This window comes from Streptomyces blastmyceticus (genome assembly GCF_039521185.1).
GTDB classification, from domain to species: Bacteria; Actinomycetota; Actinomycetes; order Streptomycetales; family Streptomycetaceae; genus Streptomyces; species Streptomyces blastmyceticus.
In genome coordinates, this window is record NZ_BAAABW010000028.1 from 237220 (window position 1) to 252150 (window position 14931).

13 protein-coding genes, 1 tRNA gene and 1 other RNA gene are annotated in these 14931 nt (G+C 70.2%); 8 read left to right on the forward strand and 7 right to left on the reverse strand.

Annotation, left to right across the window (positions count from 1 at the left end):
* Positions 1 to 22: 22 nt before the first annotated feature.
* Positions 23 to 117: signal recognition particle sRNA small type (gene ffs / locus ABD269_RS28790), an RNA gene on the reverse strand.
* Positions 118 to 227: 110 nt separating this feature from the next.
* Between ffs and ABD269_RS28795 the strand changes: the two genes are divergently transcribed.
* A tRNA-Ser gene (locus ABD269_RS28795) sits at positions 228 to 315 on the forward strand.
* A gap of 162 nt (positions 316 to 477) precedes the next feature.
* On the opposite strand, the gene arsM is transcribed toward ABD269_RS28795, so the two are convergent.
* Positions 478 to 1353, reverse strand: a complete 876-nt coding sequence (arsM, locus tag ABD269_RS28800) for an arsenite methyltransferase (RefSeq protein WP_344122572.1) — start codon at positions 1351 to 1353, stop codon at positions 478 to 480.
* A gap of 101 nt (positions 1354 to 1454) precedes the next feature.
* On the opposite strand from arsM, the gene ABD269_RS28805 reads away from it, so the two are divergent.
* Genes ABD269_RS28805 through ABD269_RS28815 form a run of 3 tightly spaced genes read left to right on the forward strand, consistent with a single transcriptional unit; the run spans position 1455 to position 3350 of the window.
* The gene (locus tag ABD269_RS28805) at positions 1455 to 1844 is read left to right on the forward strand and encodes an ArsR/SmtB family transcription factor (RefSeq protein WP_229328449.1); all 390 of its coding nucleotides are present in this window, start codon (positions 1455 to 1457) and stop codon (positions 1842 to 1844) included.
* Positions 1841 to 2947, forward strand: coding sequence for an ACR3 family arsenite efflux transporter (gene arsB / locus ABD269_RS28810; protein ID WP_344122577.1), 1107 nt, complete (start codon positions 1841 to 1843; stop codon positions 2945 to 2947). Before ABD269_RS28805 ends, arsB begins: the two co-directional genes overlap by 4 nt.
* A complete protein-coding gene (locus ABD269_RS28815; RefSeq protein ID WP_229328448.1) occupies positions 2940 to 3350 on the forward strand; it encodes an arsenate reductase ArsC in 411 nt (136 codons plus the stop codon). The genes arsB and ABD269_RS28815 overlap by 8 nt, the downstream gene beginning before the upstream one ends.
* A gap of 83 nt (positions 3351 to 3433) precedes the next feature.
* Here the strand turns inward: ABD269_RS28815 and ABD269_RS28820 are convergent, their stop codons facing one another.
* Entirely contained in the window at positions 3434 to 3832 is a 399-nt protein-coding gene (locus ABD269_RS28820) for a heavy metal-responsive transcriptional regulator (RefSeq protein WP_344122580.1), read from the reverse strand.
* Between the two features lie 84 nt (positions 3833 to 3916).
* Between ABD269_RS28820 and merB the strand changes: the two genes are divergently transcribed.
* Positions 3917 to 4906 (forward strand): organomercurial lyase, encoded by a 990-nt coding sequence (gene merB, locus ABD269_RS28825; RefSeq protein ID WP_344122582.1) that lies wholly within the window; start codon positions 3917 to 3919, stop codon positions 4904 to 4906.
* A gap of 379 nt (positions 4907 to 5285) precedes the next feature.
* Here merB and ABD269_RS28830 read toward each other — a convergent pair whose 3' ends face one another.
* The 3 genes from ABD269_RS28830 to ABD269_RS28840 form a co-directional block, all read right to left on the reverse strand.
* Positions 5286 to 6509, reverse strand: a complete 1224-nt coding sequence (locus tag ABD269_RS28830; RefSeq protein WP_344122584.1) for a tyrosine-type recombinase/integrase — start codon at positions 6507 to 6509, stop codon at positions 5286 to 5288.
* Between the two features lie 11 nt (positions 6510 to 6520).
* Positions 6521 to 6820: a helix-turn-helix domain-containing protein gene (locus ABD269_RS28835; protein WP_229328444.1), complete on the reverse strand. Its 300-nt coding sequence runs from the start codon at positions 6818 to 6820 to the stop codon at positions 6521 to 6523.
* 131 nt (positions 6821 to 6951) lie between these two features.
* Positions 6952 to 7497: a helix-turn-helix transcriptional regulator gene (locus tag ABD269_RS28840; protein ID WP_344122587.1), complete on the reverse strand. Its 546-nt coding sequence runs from the start codon at positions 7495 to 7497 to the stop codon at positions 6952 to 6954.
* A 277-nt stretch (positions 7498 to 7774) separates the two neighbouring features.
* Here ABD269_RS28840 and ABD269_RS28845 point away from each other — a divergent pair, with 277 nt between their 5' ends.
* The 3 genes from ABD269_RS28845 to ABD269_RS28855 all read left to right on the forward strand — a co-directional run bounded on the left by ABD269_RS28845 (position 7775) and on the right by ABD269_RS28855 (position 12274).
* Positions 7775 to 9310, forward strand: coding sequence for a DnaB-like helicase N-terminal domain-containing protein (locus tag ABD269_RS28845; protein ID WP_344122589.1), 1536 nt, complete (start codon positions 7775 to 7777; stop codon positions 9308 to 9310).
* Positions 9311 to 9609: 299 nt separating this feature from the next.
* Entirely contained in the window at positions 9610 to 10383 is a 774-nt protein-coding gene (locus ABD269_RS28850) for a DUF2637 domain-containing protein (protein ID WP_425573003.1), read from the forward strand.
* 376 nt (positions 10384 to 10759) lie between these two features.
* Complete coding sequence (locus ABD269_RS28855; RefSeq protein WP_344122593.1) at positions 10760 to 12274, forward strand: AAA family ATPase; 1515 nt, start codon at positions 10760 to 10762, stop codon at positions 12272 to 12274.
* Positions 12275 to 12414: 140 nt separating this feature from the next.
* Here ABD269_RS28855 and ABD269_RS28860 read toward each other — a convergent pair whose 3' ends face one another.
* Positions 12415 to 14814 (reverse strand): 2OG-Fe(II) oxygenase, encoded by a 2400-nt coding sequence (locus tag ABD269_RS28860; protein ID WP_344122595.1) that lies wholly within the window; start codon positions 14812 to 14814, stop codon positions 12415 to 12417.
* Positions 14815 to 14931 lie beyond the last annotated feature (117 nt).

Here is a 14931-nt window from a genome sequence, read left to right on the forward strand (position 1 = left end):
CACCCGCACACCCCCGGGAAACACAAGGGCCCCCCACGCACCCGCCAGAGCCCACTTACCCTTGCTGCCTTCCGGCCCTGGGGGAGTTCGGTGAGATAGCGCCACGTGAGGGGCTTGCCCCCAGCCTAGCCGATCCCCACCCCTGCTCGTGCCCCTCCCCCCACCTCTCCCCCACCTCGGCAGAACGTGTTCGCGAGCACCCCTCCACGTCTTGTATTGTTTGCGGCGGAGGATTCGCCTAGAGGCCTAGGGCGCACGCTTGGAAAGCGTGTTGGGGGCAACCCCTCACGAGTTCGAATCTCGTATCCTCCGCCAGTGCCTCACCGGGCACTTGAAGACCCCGACCGGGAAACCGGCCGGGGTCTTCTGCGTTCCGTGGTCTCAGTTTTGGTCTCAGTTGGCCGGGAGGCTCCGTTCACCGGTCGCGGGAGGACGGATTGACGCACGACGCCACCCCCGCTGGCCGTGTGGCCCTCGTCACCGGCAGCCGCAGCCGGCAGCCGACTTCGCCTCGTGGGCCGTGACCGCCGGGTCGGCGGCTTCTTCGGAGTCCGCGCAGCAGGCGGCGACACCGCAGCAGGTCTCCGGCCGGGCCGGATCGGCGGCGGTGGGCTTGGTGGCGCGGACGATGGCGGAGTGCATGCCGTCGGCGACCTGGTGGGTCGGGGTGATCTCGATGTCCATGAATCCGGCGACTTCGAGGCCCTGGCGGTATTCGGCGAGGGAGAGGGCGCCGGCGATGCAGCCGACGTAGTCGCCGCGATCGGCCCGCTGCTCGGTGGTGAGGTCGTCGGCGGCGACGACATCGGAGACGCCGATGCGACCGCCGGGGACGAGGACACGGAAGGTCTCGGCGAAGACGGCCTGCTTGTCGGTGGACAGGTTGATCACGCAGTTCGAGATGACGACGTCGATCGCGTTCGCGGGCAGCGGGATCGCCTCGATGGCGCCCTTGAGGAACTCAACGTTCGTCGCGCCCGCCTTCGCCGCGTTGGCCAGCGCCAGAGCGAGCATCTCCTCGGTCATGTCCAGCCCGTACGCCTTGCCGGTCGGACCGACCCGGCGGGCGGAGAGCAGCACGTCGATGCCACCGCCGGAACCGAGGTCCAGGACGCGCTCACCTTCATGGAGGTCGGCGACGGCCGTCGGATTGCCGCAGCCGAGCGAGGCGGCAACGGCTTCCGCGGGCAGCACCTCCCGCTCGGCGGAGGCGTAGAGGGTGGAGCCGAAGTTCTCGTCGACCTCGATGGCCTGTGGCCCGCAACATGCGCTGCCGCCTTCGGCGACCTGGACGGCGGCGGCCGCGTAGCGCTGGCGGACGGTCTCCCGCAGGTCAGCGGACTGCTCGCTCATGATCGTGCCTCTCTCTCGCCGAGCCGGGCCCGTGAACCGGCTGTATCGATGTTCTTGGATGCAAGGTTGCGCCTTGGATCGAAGAACGTCAACATAGAGACATGTCGAAACAAGAGCTTGAGGTACTGGGCCAGGACGCTGCCGCCGACGCCTGCTGCCCCGGCCTGCTGGCGGCCCCGCTCGCGGAGGACCAGGCGGTCGAGCTGGCGAAGGTCTTCAAGGCCCTGGGCGACCCGGTGCGGCTGCGGCTGCTGTCGATGATCGCGTCACGCGCGGGCGGCGAGGTCTGCGTCTGCGACCTCACCCCGGCTTTCGATCTGTCCCAGCCGACGATCTCCCACCATCTCAAGCTCCTGAAGCAGGCCGGACTGATCGACTCCGAACGCCGTGGGACGTGGGTGTATTACCGGCTGCTGCCGGAGATGACGGACAAGCTCGCGGGAATCCTCACCCGCCCCGCCGGGCAGCCCTTGCCCGAGGCGGTCTCGTGACCGCCCAGGCTCCCGCCGCGGGGCCGGTCGCGGGACGGCTGTCCTTCCTCGACCGCTTCCTGGCGGTGTGGATCCTCGCCGCCATGGCCGCCGGCCTCGGTCTGGGCCGCCTCGTCCCCGGCCTGGGAGACGCGCTCGCGAAGGTGACCGTCACCGGCGTCTCATTGCCGATCACTCTCGGCCTGCTCGTGATGATGTACCCGGTGCTGGCCAAGGTCCGCTACGACCGGCTCGACACCGTCACCCGCGACCGCCGCCTGCTCGTGCCCTCGCTGGTCCTGAACTGGGTCCTGGGCCCGGCGGTGATGTTCGCTCTGGCCTGGCTCTTCCTGCCGGATCTGCCGGAGTACCGGACCGGGCTGATCATCGTGGGCCTGGCCCGCTGCATCGCCATGGTCATCATCTGGAACGACCTTGCCTGCGGCGACCGCGAGGCCGCCGCCGTCCTCGTCGCCCTCAACAGCGTCTTCCAGGTGATCGCGTTCTCCGCCCTGGGCTGGTTCTATCTGTCCGTCCTGCCCGGCTGGCTCGGACTGGAGACCACGGGCCTGGACGTGTCCGTGTGGGAGATCGCCCGCTCCGTGCTGATCTTCCTCGGCATCCCGCTCGCCGCCGGATTCCTCACCCGCCGCCTGGGCGAGAAGGCCAAGGGCCGGGACTGGTACGAGTCGAAGCTGATCCCCCGCATCGGCCCGTTCGCCCTCTACGGACTGCTGTTCACCATCGTCGTGCTCTTCGCCCTCCAGGGCGATGCGATCACCTCCAAGCCGTGGGACGTCGGTCGGATCGCGCTGCCGCTGCTGGTCTACTTCGCCGTGATGTGGGCCGGATCCATGGCCCTCGGCAAGGCCGTCGGCCTCGACTACCCCCGGGCGACGACGCTGGCGTTCACCGCCGCAGGCAACAACTTCGAACTCGCCATCGCGGTCGCCATCGCCACCTTCGGCGCCACCTCCGGCCAGGCCCTCGCCGGAGTCGTCGGTCCCCTCATCGAGGTCCCCGTCCTGATCGGCCTGGTCCACGTGGCCCTGGCCGCACGCCGCTACTTCCCCGGCTCCCCCGCGGCAGCCGCCCTGTCCCCGGAAGGAACCGCCCGTGTCTGACAAGCCCTCCGTCCTGTTCGTGTGCGTCCACAACGCCGGACGCTCCCAGATGGCCGCCGCCTTCCTCACCCACCTCGGTCAGGGACGCATCGAGGTCCGCTCGGCCGGCTCGGCCCCGGCCGACATGGTCAACCCCGCTGTCGTGGAAGCAATGCGCGAAGCCGGTATCGACATTTCCACCCAGCAACCGAAGGTCCTGACCACCGAGGCCGTTCAGGCATCCGACGTCGTCATCACCATGGGCTGCGGCGACGCCTGCCCGATCTTCCCCGGCAAGCGCTACCTCGACTGGAAACTCGACGACCCCGCAGGCCAGGGTGTCGACGCCGTACGCCCCATCCGTGACGCGATCGAGGAGCGGGTCCGGAGTCTGATCACCGAGCTGCTTCCCGCCCACGGCTGAGGACCAGTACGGCGGAAACCCGGATCACCGCGCGGGTCTGGGCTTTCGCCGCTGCCGCTCCCTCAGCCGACCGCGGCCGTTGCTCAAGGCCGGGTGAGGATGCTGCAGATGTCTGCGTCAGTGCAGGTACTGGGGTCGGTGTCTGCGGCGCGGCGAGCGAGGTCGCGCAGGGCGGTGCGGGTCTTGCGGAGTTCGGCAAGACGCTGCTCGATGTCGGCGAGGTGCTGCTCGATCAGATCGCCGACGTGCGCGCACGGGGCCTCGCCGCTGTCGCGCAGGGCGAGAACGCCCCGGATCTCGGCGAGCGTGAGGCCGGCGCTCTGGGCGTCGCGGATGAAGGCCAGGCGCGTGGCTGCCTGGGGCGGGTAGTCGCGGTAGCCGCCAGAGGTGCGCGGCGGCGGAGCCAGGAGGCCCGCCTGCTCGTAGAAGCGGATGGCCTTGGTGCTCAGCCCGCCGGCAGAGGCGAGCTCTCCGATACGCATACGACCCAGGTTAGCCCTTGACCTTCCAGTGCACTGGAAGGTCTACCGTCAGCGACAGGAGGACCGACCTGGGAGGACGACATCATGCGGATCACGGTCCTGACAGTTCCCGACTGCCCCAACGCCCCGGTGATCCAGGAGCGGATCACGGCAGCACTCGTCGGGCGGAGCGCCACCATGGACCTGGTCGAGGTGACGGACGAGACCGAGGCCGCGCGGTGGGGCATGACGGGATCGCCGACGGTCCTGCTGGACGGTGTGGACCCGTTCGCCGCCCCGGGGGCACCGCCCAGCGTGTCCTGCCGCCTGTACCGGAGCCGCGACGGCTCCGTGGAGGGATCACCCACCGTGGACGACCTGCGGCAGGCGATGAAGGAGGCGGCCATGCCCACCCGCAAAGCCCCGCCCGCAGATGTCCTCGACCCTGTCGGACGGGCCGGTCGGGGCCGGCTCGCCCCGGTCGAACGAGGACTTCGGGCAGCTCAGCAGGCGATCCTTCGACACTTCGCCACCACCGGCAGCGCGCCCGGCCTGGCGGTGCTGGAGCCGGTAGCGGCCCCCTTCAGGCGGGCGGCGCGCGACGTGCTGGCCGAGCTGGCCGCCGAAGACTTCCTCACCCTGGACGAGACCGGGGCGATCCGGGCCGCGTACCCCTTCTCCGCCGTACCCACCGCTCACCGGGTGAGCGTCGCCGGCGGGGCCGATGTGTGGTCGATGTGCGCCATCGACGCGCTGGGCATCCCGGCGATGCTGGGCACGGACGTCGTGATCTCCTCCGCCGACCCGGTCACCGGCACTCCGGTCACGGTGACCGTCACCGGCGGGCGGATGGAGTGGAAGCCGCAGAGCGCGGTGGTGTTCGTCGGCCGCCGCTCCGGGCCGGGGCCGGCCGCCGAAGTGTGCTGCGACACCCTGAACTTCTTCACCGACGCCGCCAACGCCCGGGCATGGGCCGCCCAGCACCCGGACGTCACCGGCGAGGTGGTCCACCACGCACAGGCCGAACAACTCGGCACCCGGGTCTTCGGGCCTCTGCTCGGCGAGACCCCCGCCGTACGGCCATGCGACTGCTGAAGGGCAGGCCGTGATGCCCATGCCCCGCCACCAGCCCGGTGGCATCCACACAGCCCTCATCGCGGTCGGCGCCGCTGTGCTGGCCGTCGCGTGTTGCGCAGGACCGGCGCTCATCGCCGCCGGCGCCCTCGGCGTGCTCGGTGCCGCGTTCGCCAATCCGCTCGTGATCGCCGGAGCCGCGCTACTTGCCACAGGTACCGCGGCGTGGCACCTGCTCCGACGGCGCCGTACGCGACGGTCATGCTGCCCACCGAATTCAACCGGCGATGTCCCGCACGCTGAAAGCACGCGGCACTCCCGATGACGTTGCGGCGGCACCGATGCCCAGACGCAGGGAACCCCGACCTTTGAACAGGCCGGGGTTCCCTGCTTCTTGTTCTCAGCCGCCTGCGGCTCCCCACAGCAGACCGCCCACCTTGTCGGCAGTGTCCTGGAGGACCCGGCTCGTCAGGTGCTGGTACCGGCGCCGCATCCGCGCGGACTTGCCGGGCTCCCATCCCATGATCGCGTCGACGACGACGTCCGGGACGCCGAGGATCAGCAGGACCGTTCCAGCGGTGTGGCGGGCGTCGTGGAGGCGACCCTCACGGATCCCAGCCGCCTTCAGCAGCTCCTTCCACTTGTGGTGGTCGGTGTTGGGGTTCAGGGGCTCACCAGTCGGCGACGTGAAGACGTAGCCCTTCTCCACCCACAGGTCCCGCGCAAGCCGTCGCTCACGGTCCTGCTCCTCCTTATGCCGCCGCAGCAGCTTCATCAGCTCCTCCGGGACGCCGATGGGCCGCTTACCGGCCCGCGACTTGGTCTCCTTCGTCTCCCGCCGGGTGTTGATCTTCTGCGGGCAGTAGCCGGGCTTGCGCCCGCAGCGGTCGCCGCATCCGTGCTTGTACCTCGGCCGCAGCCGCCCACGGCTGACCCGGATCACCCCGGCCTCCCAATCGACGTCCGTCCACTGGAGGCCGAGGGCCTCGCCCTGGCGGAGGCCGAGGGCGAGCGCGATGACCCAGCGGGCAGTGTTGCGGTGCCGCTCGGCCTCCAACAGGATCCGCTGGACCTCCTCGACCGAGTAGGGCTCGACCTCTTCCTCTTCGAGGCGTGGCGCCTTGGCGATGGTGGCGGGGTTGACGGTGATGTGGCGGCGGCGAACGGCCTCGTTGAGCGCGGTTCGTACAGTCCGGTGGGCCTGGTGGGCGGTGCCCGCCGAACTCCCGTTGTCCTGCATCTCCTTGTAGAAGCGCTCCAGGTGTTCGGGCTCCAGCTTGGCCAGGCGGTGGGCGCCGACGCCGGGGATGAGGTGGTGGTAGACCGCGACGCGGTAGCCGTCGATGGTGTTCTCGGAGACGTGCAGGGCGGCGATGTTCTCGACCCAGTGGGTGAGCCAGGTCGTCACCGTCCAGGTCTGACCGGCCTTGCGGACACCGCCGGCATCGCGCTGCCGCTCCAGCTCGCGTACGGCCTTGGTGACCTCGGCTCGGGTCTTGCGGCCGATGTGACGACGGTCGGGGGTGCCATCGTCCTTGATGCCGACGGTGACGCGGCCGTGCCAACGGCCGTCCTTGCCGAGGTAGATGGACGAGGCACCGTTGGGCTGGCGGGACTTGGCCATGTCCGCCGCCCTCAAGCCGCAGTGGCGAGGTCGGCCGCGCCGAGGCGCCGGGCGAGGAACTCGTTCACCGCCTCGGCGGGTATTCGGCGCAAGCTGCCGATCTTCACGGAGGCGATCTCGCCGGAGGAGACGTACTCGTACATCTTGGTGCGGCCGATGCCGACGCGACGGGCGGCTTCGGCGACGGTGAGCCCGACGAGGGTGGGGTCGCCGTGGGAGCCGTTCCGCTCCTCCATGAGCGTGCGGAGGTTCTCCTCCGGGACGCCGAGGAGATGGGCGATCTGGGAAACGGGCAGGGCGTTCTTGGGCAAGGGTGGTCCTCGTCCCGGCAGGCCACTACGGGGCGGCAACCCCGGCCATGCCGTGTTGATCGTTCAGGGATGGGCGTTGATGTGCTGTCCGGCGTCCGGTGTTCGTAGCACCAGGGCGTCAGGTGAACCGATTACTCGGTGACGGGCTTGGCAGGAGCGGCGTCGCCGAGCAGGCTCCGGTGCCGGGCGGGCACGGAGTCGTAGCGCGTGAAGTCGTTACCGGCGGCGCCGGCGAGTTCGTAGGTGAGCAGGCCCTTGACCATGCCCTCCTGGTCAGGGTGGGCCTTGATGTAGTCGTCGATGTCGGCCTTGGCCCGGTCCAGGGGCTTGCGGGTGGCCCGCCAGTCCTTCCACCGCTCGACATATTCGCCGACGAGCCTGCGCACCTCGGCGTTGGAGACATGGCCCGGCGGGCTGGCCAGGTCGTCGAGGGGGATGTCGAAGACCTTGCAGAAGCCGAGGGCCTCGTCGAGGTTGACCCTGCGGCGGGGCTTGCCGCTCTCGATGCGCCAGATCGCGGCCTGGTTCACCGGGTGGCCGACCTCGGCCATGCGCTCGGCCAGCTTCTGCGTGCTCCAGCCGCGGAACTCGCGCTCGAGCTTGATGCGCTCGGCCACGTTGTTCTCCGGCAGCGGCCGCTCGGGGCCGGCGCGGGCGGCACCTTCTTCACTGCTCATTGCTCGCGCCTCCTTGCGACATACCTCCGCCGGACCAGCGCGGCCCGGGGTGAACAGCTAACTCCATTTCGGATACGAATGCAACTCATTCGGGAGCGCATCAGATGGGGTAATGTGGTCGCGGCCGCCGCTGAACGGCGTCGGACATAAAGAAACCCCCGGTGCTACGAACACCGGGGGCCGAAGAAGAAAACCTCATGACCGCCCATCCCTGAACGATCCAGACCGGCCTGGCCGGGGTTGCCGCCCCATATGGCCTGCCGGGTGAGGAGTTTCCTTGCCAAAGGGTACGGCCCAGCCGCCGGAGATGCCATCCCGGCGGGCAGCAGGGCCCGTGTCGCCGACCGACATGACCGTTCAGCCTCCGCATGACGCGGTCGCTGAGCAGGCCGTCCTCGGCTCCTGCATGCATGGCCCCGACGTGATCGACGAAGTCCGCCCCATGCTGGACGCGGCCGACTTCTACCGGCCACAGCACGAGACGATCTGGCGAGCGCTGCTGGCTCTCCGGGGCGAGGACAAACCAACCGACCCGATCACCGTGAGCGATTTCCTCACGCGCCAGGGCGACATCACCCGGGTCGGCGGAGTGGCCTACGTCCACCAGCTCTACGGCGCCCCGCCCTCGGCCAGCCATGCCGCCTACTACGCGGACATCGTGCGCCGGACAGCCGCCCTCCGCCGCCTGCGCGAACACGGCATCCGCACCGTGCAGCGTGCCCAGGAACCGGGAGCCGACCCCGACGAGATCCGCTCGGAGATCGAGACAGATCTCGGCGCCGAGCGGGAGCGGGCACTCGCCTCCGGCGGCGGGCGCCTCTCCCGCTACCTCGTCGACGGCTGGCGGTTCGTGACCGAGACCGGCGCGGACAAAGAGCCGCTGTGGGGCACCCGCGAGAAAACCGCATGGGCTTCCGGCGAAAGCCTGATGATCGTCGGAGCTCCCGGCGTCGGCAAGACCACCCTGGCCCACCAGGTCATCCTCGCCCGCATCGGCTTCCAGGGCACCGTGCTCGACATGCCGGTCGCACCCAGCAAGAGGGTGCTCTACCTGGCCATGGACCGTCCGCAGCAGATCGCCAAGGCCATGGCCCGCCGTATCGGCCCGCACGACGAGGCGATCCTGCGTGACCGGCTCGTGGTGTGGCAGGGCCCGCTGCCCGCGAGCCTCGACAGGGAGCCCGACCTCCTCATGGATCTCGCCGCCGCCCACCAGGCCGACACGATCGTGATCGACAGCCTGAAGGACGCCGTGAGCACCCTCGTCGACGACGCCCTCGCCGTGGCCTTCAACAACGCCCGCCAGCGCGCCATCCGCAATGGCGTCGAGGTCATGGAGCTGCACCATCAGCGCAAGTCCCAGGAAGGGACCGCGAAGGACACTCGGCCTTCCCTCGACCGCGTCTATGGCTCCACCTGGATCACCTCCGGCGCGGGCAGCGTCCTGTTCGTCTCCGGGGAGGCGGGCGACCCCGCCGTCACCCTGCATCACCTCAAGACGCCCACCGGCGAGATCGGCCCGCTGCAGCTGATCCACGACCATGTGCACGGCACCACCACCCTCGACCCCGCCCTGGACCCGATCACCATCCTGCGCGCCGCCCCCGGCGGCCTCAGCGTCCGTGATCTCGCCACCGCCCAGACCGGCGAGGGCAACCCGGGCCGAGCTGCCGTCGAGAAGGCGCGCCGAGCCCTGGACAGCCTGGTCAAGGCGGGACTGGCCACCAAGGCGGACGGACTCGCGGGCGGCAGCGGCGGCGGACAGCAAGCCCGCTATTACGCGTCCGCACGCCACATCGCCGCCGTCTGCTGACCTCACTGGGCGAGCGGGCTGACCGTTCACGGGACCGTACACGCGCCCCTCATGGAGCAACGGACCGAAATCCGTTCACACCGATCACGCTCGCGACAAAACCGCAGGTCAGACGATCACGCCACCGCACACGGCGTACACGCGCCGAGCGATCACGCGCGAGCCCCCCTTTAGAAGGGGGCTCGCGTGTACGCCCCTCCGTGAACGCCGCTGCCAACACCCCACGACCGCCCCAACCGGGCCCGGAGCACCACCTCGTGACCTCACTCGCCCTCAGCACGCACACCTCCAGCCGTCAGGTGACCGGCTGGGACCGCGCCGCCATCACGGCCCTCGCCACCGCCGGATGCGCCCTCTCCTACGACGCCCTTCAGCAGATGGCCATCGCCATCCACGTCCGCGGACTGCTCACCTACCTCTTCCCCCTCGTCATCGACGGCTTCATCGCCTACGGCGTCCGCGCCCTGCTCGTCCTCCGGACCGCGTCCTTCGGCGCCCGCCTCTACGTATGGACGCTCTTCGGCACCGCCACCGCCACCAGCATCTGGGCCAACGCACTGCACGCCGTACGCCTCAACCAGCAAGCCGTACCGGACGGTCTGCACCTCGGCGACGCCGCCGTCGGCATCCTCTCCACCCTTGCCCCGCTCGCCCTCGCCGGAGCCGTCCACCTCCATATCCTCATCGCGCGCCACACCATCCGGGCGCTTCCCCACCACGGCGACCACGCGGGTGGTCAAGCGCACCCCGAGCCACGGGAAGACGCCGACGAGGACTCCGTTGTCGAGACGGATCGAGACGATCTTCAGCAGCGGGGTCAGGGGGAACTGTTCAGCGACGACACCTTGCCCAACCGCCCACGCCGTATCGGCCGACCGACCACTGCCGATCTGGACGATCTGGTTGAGCTCGCACGGCCCCTGTTCACAGCGGACGAACCCCCCACCCGCGATGCCGTCCGCCAGACGATACGAACCGCCGGCCACCGCATCAGCCAGGACCGGCTCACCCAGGTCATGAACGTCCTCCGTCCGCCGGCCTCAGCACCGACCGGAGCGCTCGCCACCGACTGACCGGAAGTCTTCGCAGGTCACCGCCCACCGGACCGTCCCGGGGACCGACCGGAACCGGGGACCGACCTTGCGGACCGGTCCCCACGGCCCGCCGGACGATCCCAGGGGTTCGACTCCCCTAGGCTCCACTCCGTAAATGCCCTCTGACCTGCGGAAACGCGGTTTCAGAGGGCATTTTTTGTGCCCATCAGTGGGCACGTCCGTGCCCATCGGGAGCGGCAGAGGCCCGTGAGTCCGGGGGTTTGCTCGATCGTGTCCTCTCCTGGTCGATCCCCTAGGCCCTACTGCTGCAGCGGTCGTGGTGAAACCCAGTGCCGCAGATTGTGTCGAAGTAGACTTAGACGGAATCCGCCGTAGTCGGCCTGTGGGAGGTCCGGTGAAGGAAGGTCTGCTGGCCAAGCCGGGGGACGTGGTCGACCGGGACCGGGAGTGGGATCTGCTTGCGGAGTTCCTGGCCGATCCGGATCCGGCGATGCGGCTGGGCATCGTGTCGGGGCGTCGGCGGCACGGGAAGTCGTACCTTCTGCAGGCGCTGTCCGAGCAGGTTGGCGGCCTGTATGTCACGGCGGTCCGGGAGGAGGGGCGGCTGCCCGCGATCCAGCGGTTCAGTGACGCTGTCGCCGCCCACGCTGGTCTGCGCCCGGGGAGTCTGCGTCTGACGGACTGGCGCGATGTGCTGTCCAACGCCCTTGATGTGACGGCCCGTTCACCGCACCCGCTCCTGGTGATTGACGAGCTGCCGTACCTGCTCCAGCATTCGCCCGAGATCCCGGGCCTGCTCCAGCAGCTTTACGACGAGCGCCAGCGCGGTACGCGGCCCGGGTCCGGGCCGGGACCGCGGCTGATCCTGTGCGGTTCCGCGATGAGTGTCATGCACGAGCTGCTGTCGGGGACGAAGCCGCTGCGCGGCCGGGCCGTGGTCGATCTACGGCTGGGCCCGTTCGACTACCGGGGCAGCCGCACCTTCTGGCAGATCGCCGACCCGCTGACCGCGCTGAAGGTGCACGCGGTCCTCGGCGGCGCGCCCGGATACCGGCCGGTGGCCGCCCGCCCGCACCCCGACGACGGCTTCGACGTCTGGCTGGCCCGCACCCTCCTCGACCCGGGCCGTGCCGTCTACTCCCGTATGGAGACCGAGTACCTGTTGCGGGAGGACCCGCGGATCACGCAGCACACCCTGTACTACGACATCCTCACCGCGATTGCCCAGGGCGCCACCACCCCGAGCAAGATCGGCGCCGCCCTGGAGCGCCCGCGTAATGCTGTCGCCCACCCGCTCGGCGTGCTGGAGTCGACCGGCTATATCCGGCGCGAGCAGGACATCCTGCGGACCCGGCATCCGGTCATCACGCTCGCGGACCCGGTCATCCGTTTCAACCAGCTGATCACGCTGCCGCAGGCGGCCGCCGTGGAGCAGGGTTTCGCCGAGCAGGTGTGGCAGCAGGCCGCCCCGACCTTCAACTCCAAGATCCTCGGCCCGCACTTCGAGGACCTGGCCCGTACCTTCACCCGCCGCTACGCCCACACCCTGCTGCCCGGTGGGCTTCCCGGGCCGGTCGGCACCACCGAGGTCGCCGACCCGCAGGCTCGTACGAAGCACGAGGTCGACGTCATCGCCCTGGCCGGCGGCGAGCGCCCGCAAGCCCCCCGCGCCAAGATCGCGCTCATCGGCGAGGCCAAGGCGACCGCCGCCCGCCGCGGCACCGGCGACCTGCAACGCCTGGAACACATCCGCGCCCTGCTCACCGACCAGGGCTATGACACCACCGGCACCACCCTGGCCCTGTACTCCCTGCACGGCTTCTACCCCGACCTGGTCGAGCTCGCCGACCAGCGTGATGACCTTCTTCTGGTCGACTTGCCCACTCTCTACGGGGCGACGACATCGTGAGATGAGAGCGTCGGTGCTCCAGGGTTCCGGCACAGTTGTCGGCCAGGCAGCCAGACAGGGGCCGGGACGCGACAACATCCGCGCCCCAGCTGTAGACGGCATCTTCCAGGCGTGCCGACTGCGGGCTCGCCTGTCACCTCTCAGCCGCGGGGCCGGGGCCATTTCTCCCGGAGCCACGCCAGGTCGGTCTCGGCGCGGACCCGGGTCGCCTGCTCACCCGTGAACACCGCGTTCGTTTTGGTCAGGACCAGGGTGTAGGGGCGTCCCTGACGCCGGGTGGTGTGGGACACAGGCAGGTCGGCCAGGTCGATACGGCTGTGGATGTGGTGGCGCCTGTCCTTCGCGAGCGGCCACTCCATGTCCCGGCGGGTGCGGGACGTGAGGAAGGCGTCGAGGTCGGGGCAGAGGTCGCAGCCGGACCGGCAGGTACCGGCCGGGGCGAGTGACCAGTCGTCCGCCGCCCTTACGGGACGGGCGACGGCTGCGGTCAGCCGGGCCTCGCAGTGGTCGGCGAGCGACCGGAAGGCGCGGCCCACAGGCGTGCCGTCGCGTACGGCCGCCGGTCGGCGGGCCGCGGTGCGCAAGGCCGGGAGCAGGCATTCCAGGGCGGTGTCCGGCAACCCGCGCAGGGCGGTGGTGAGGGTGTCGGCGGTCTCGGGGCCTGCTGCCCGCAGGATGTGGGCCAGTGTGGTGCCGAGCCGCTCCATGCCCGCGCGGCGTTCCGGCTCCCGGCCTATGCCGAGCCAGCCGGTGAGCCGTTCCTCGGTCGCTTGCCAGGCCTCCTCGACCAGCGGTGTGGCCACCGCGTCCCCGTCGCCGTCGGCGGCCCGCAGCACGGCACAGAGGCCGGGCAAGGATTCGAGCCATGTCGCGCGGTCGGCCCCGGTGTAGGCGCCGACCGGGCCGAACCAGTTGCCGACGGCCCCGCGCGCCCACGTCCGCCCGTACTGTGCGGCCACTTCCGCGAGATCGGGGGCGTGCCGCTCACTCAGGGTCTCCACCCCGAAAGGCGCGAGGAGCATCGCGGCGGTATCGGCTTCCCCCAGCCCCACCGCCACGCGCAGGGCGGCGGTGAAGAGCGGAGCGGCCGCCGCACCCGAACCCTGGTGCTTCCAGAACGGGGCGAGGGAGCGGGCGCGCGTACGCGCCAGCTCCAACTCACCGGTGTCCAGGTGGCCCTGGAGCTCCCGCAGGGCTCCCTCGGAGCCTGCCTCGGCACGTGCCGCGAACGAACGCTGCCGGGGCCAGAGCACCACTGCGGCCCGCCGGTACCAGCGGTCCAGGGTGTTGCCGTAGTTGCCCATGTAGCCCTCGTACTCGGACTGGTAGGGCGTGAGGTCCTTGTTGTCGGTGCTGGCGCACACCTCGGCATACGGGACGGGCAGGGAGATCTGCTCACCGCCGTTGCCGTCGGGGCGGGTCCACCAGCCGAGGGTGATCTCGTCGTCGATCAGGTCGCCCAGCTCGTAGTCGGAGAAGTCGCCACTGCGGCGGCGCTCGGCTCCGGGCTCGCCGTCGGGGTCGAGGAGGCACTCACCCTCGCATTCCTCGTCCTCGCAGTCGTCGAAGTGCTCGACGTCGCCGTAGTAGTCGTAGCGGTCGTAGGGCGGTACGGCGTCCCACGTCTCCCTCACCTCCGCCAGCGCGAGGACCGCCTCGCAGCCTGCCTGCCCGGCGGCCTGGCGGAGCAGCGCGGCGCGGGTGGCGTCGGCCCCCTTGAGGAGGTCCCAGCCCAGGCCGCGCTGGGTGTACTCGTGGTCGAGGAGGTAGACGAGCCGGTTGGGCGGCGTGGCCTTGGGGTGGCCGTAGCTGTAGCGCTGCTCGGCCGACTGGGCGAAGTGCTCGGTGAGGCAGTGGGACAGATCGGCCACCGGGCCGCCGCCGGTCTCGTCGGCCGGCCGGACGCGCTCGGCGAGCAGGTTCATGGTGAGGGTGATGCGGTACCCGGAGGTGACGGGCTTGACCTCGTGACGGCAGTCCGCGTAGAAGGCGGCGAAGGTCAGCCGCTCCCGGGACGCCCGGTAGGTGATGCTGCGCCCGGCGTGTTCGACGACGAGTTCGCCGCCGGTGTGGTGCGAGGGCAGCGAGACCACGAGGGTGCCCACCATGGAGTCGTCCTTCTCGGAGTCCTGGTGCGGCAGGAAGAACTGGCCCTTGCCGTAGACGAGCAGCGCGTGCGGCTCTGCGCGCAGGACGGTGGTGGGCGGCAGGCCGAGCGCGGTACGGACAGCGTCGAGGACGCCGCTCAGGGTTCGCTGCCAGTCGGGGCCGCCCAGGGTGATCCGGTCCGGAGTGATCTCCCAGGTGTCGCGCACGCTGGTGTCGGCCAGAGTCTGCTCACCGAGGCCGAAGCGGGCCTGCCGGGCCTGGGCGATCAGCTTCCTGGTGACCGGGGCGCGCAACGGCAGGGGCAGTTCGCCGACGCCGTCGACCTCGATACGCAGCGCGTGGGCGGGCATCTCGACGCGCGTACTGAAGTCCCCGCGCCGCTCCGAGTCGTCGAGCAGCTCCGCCAGTTGCTTCCGTGCCCCTTGCCCCATGGTGTTCCGTCTCCCTGGTCGGCAGCGTGCCATTCCGGCTGTCCCAAAAACCCTAGTACTGCGGGAAGTCCCTGCACACGGATGGCAGAACGGACTTGACACCCGGGACACGCGCAG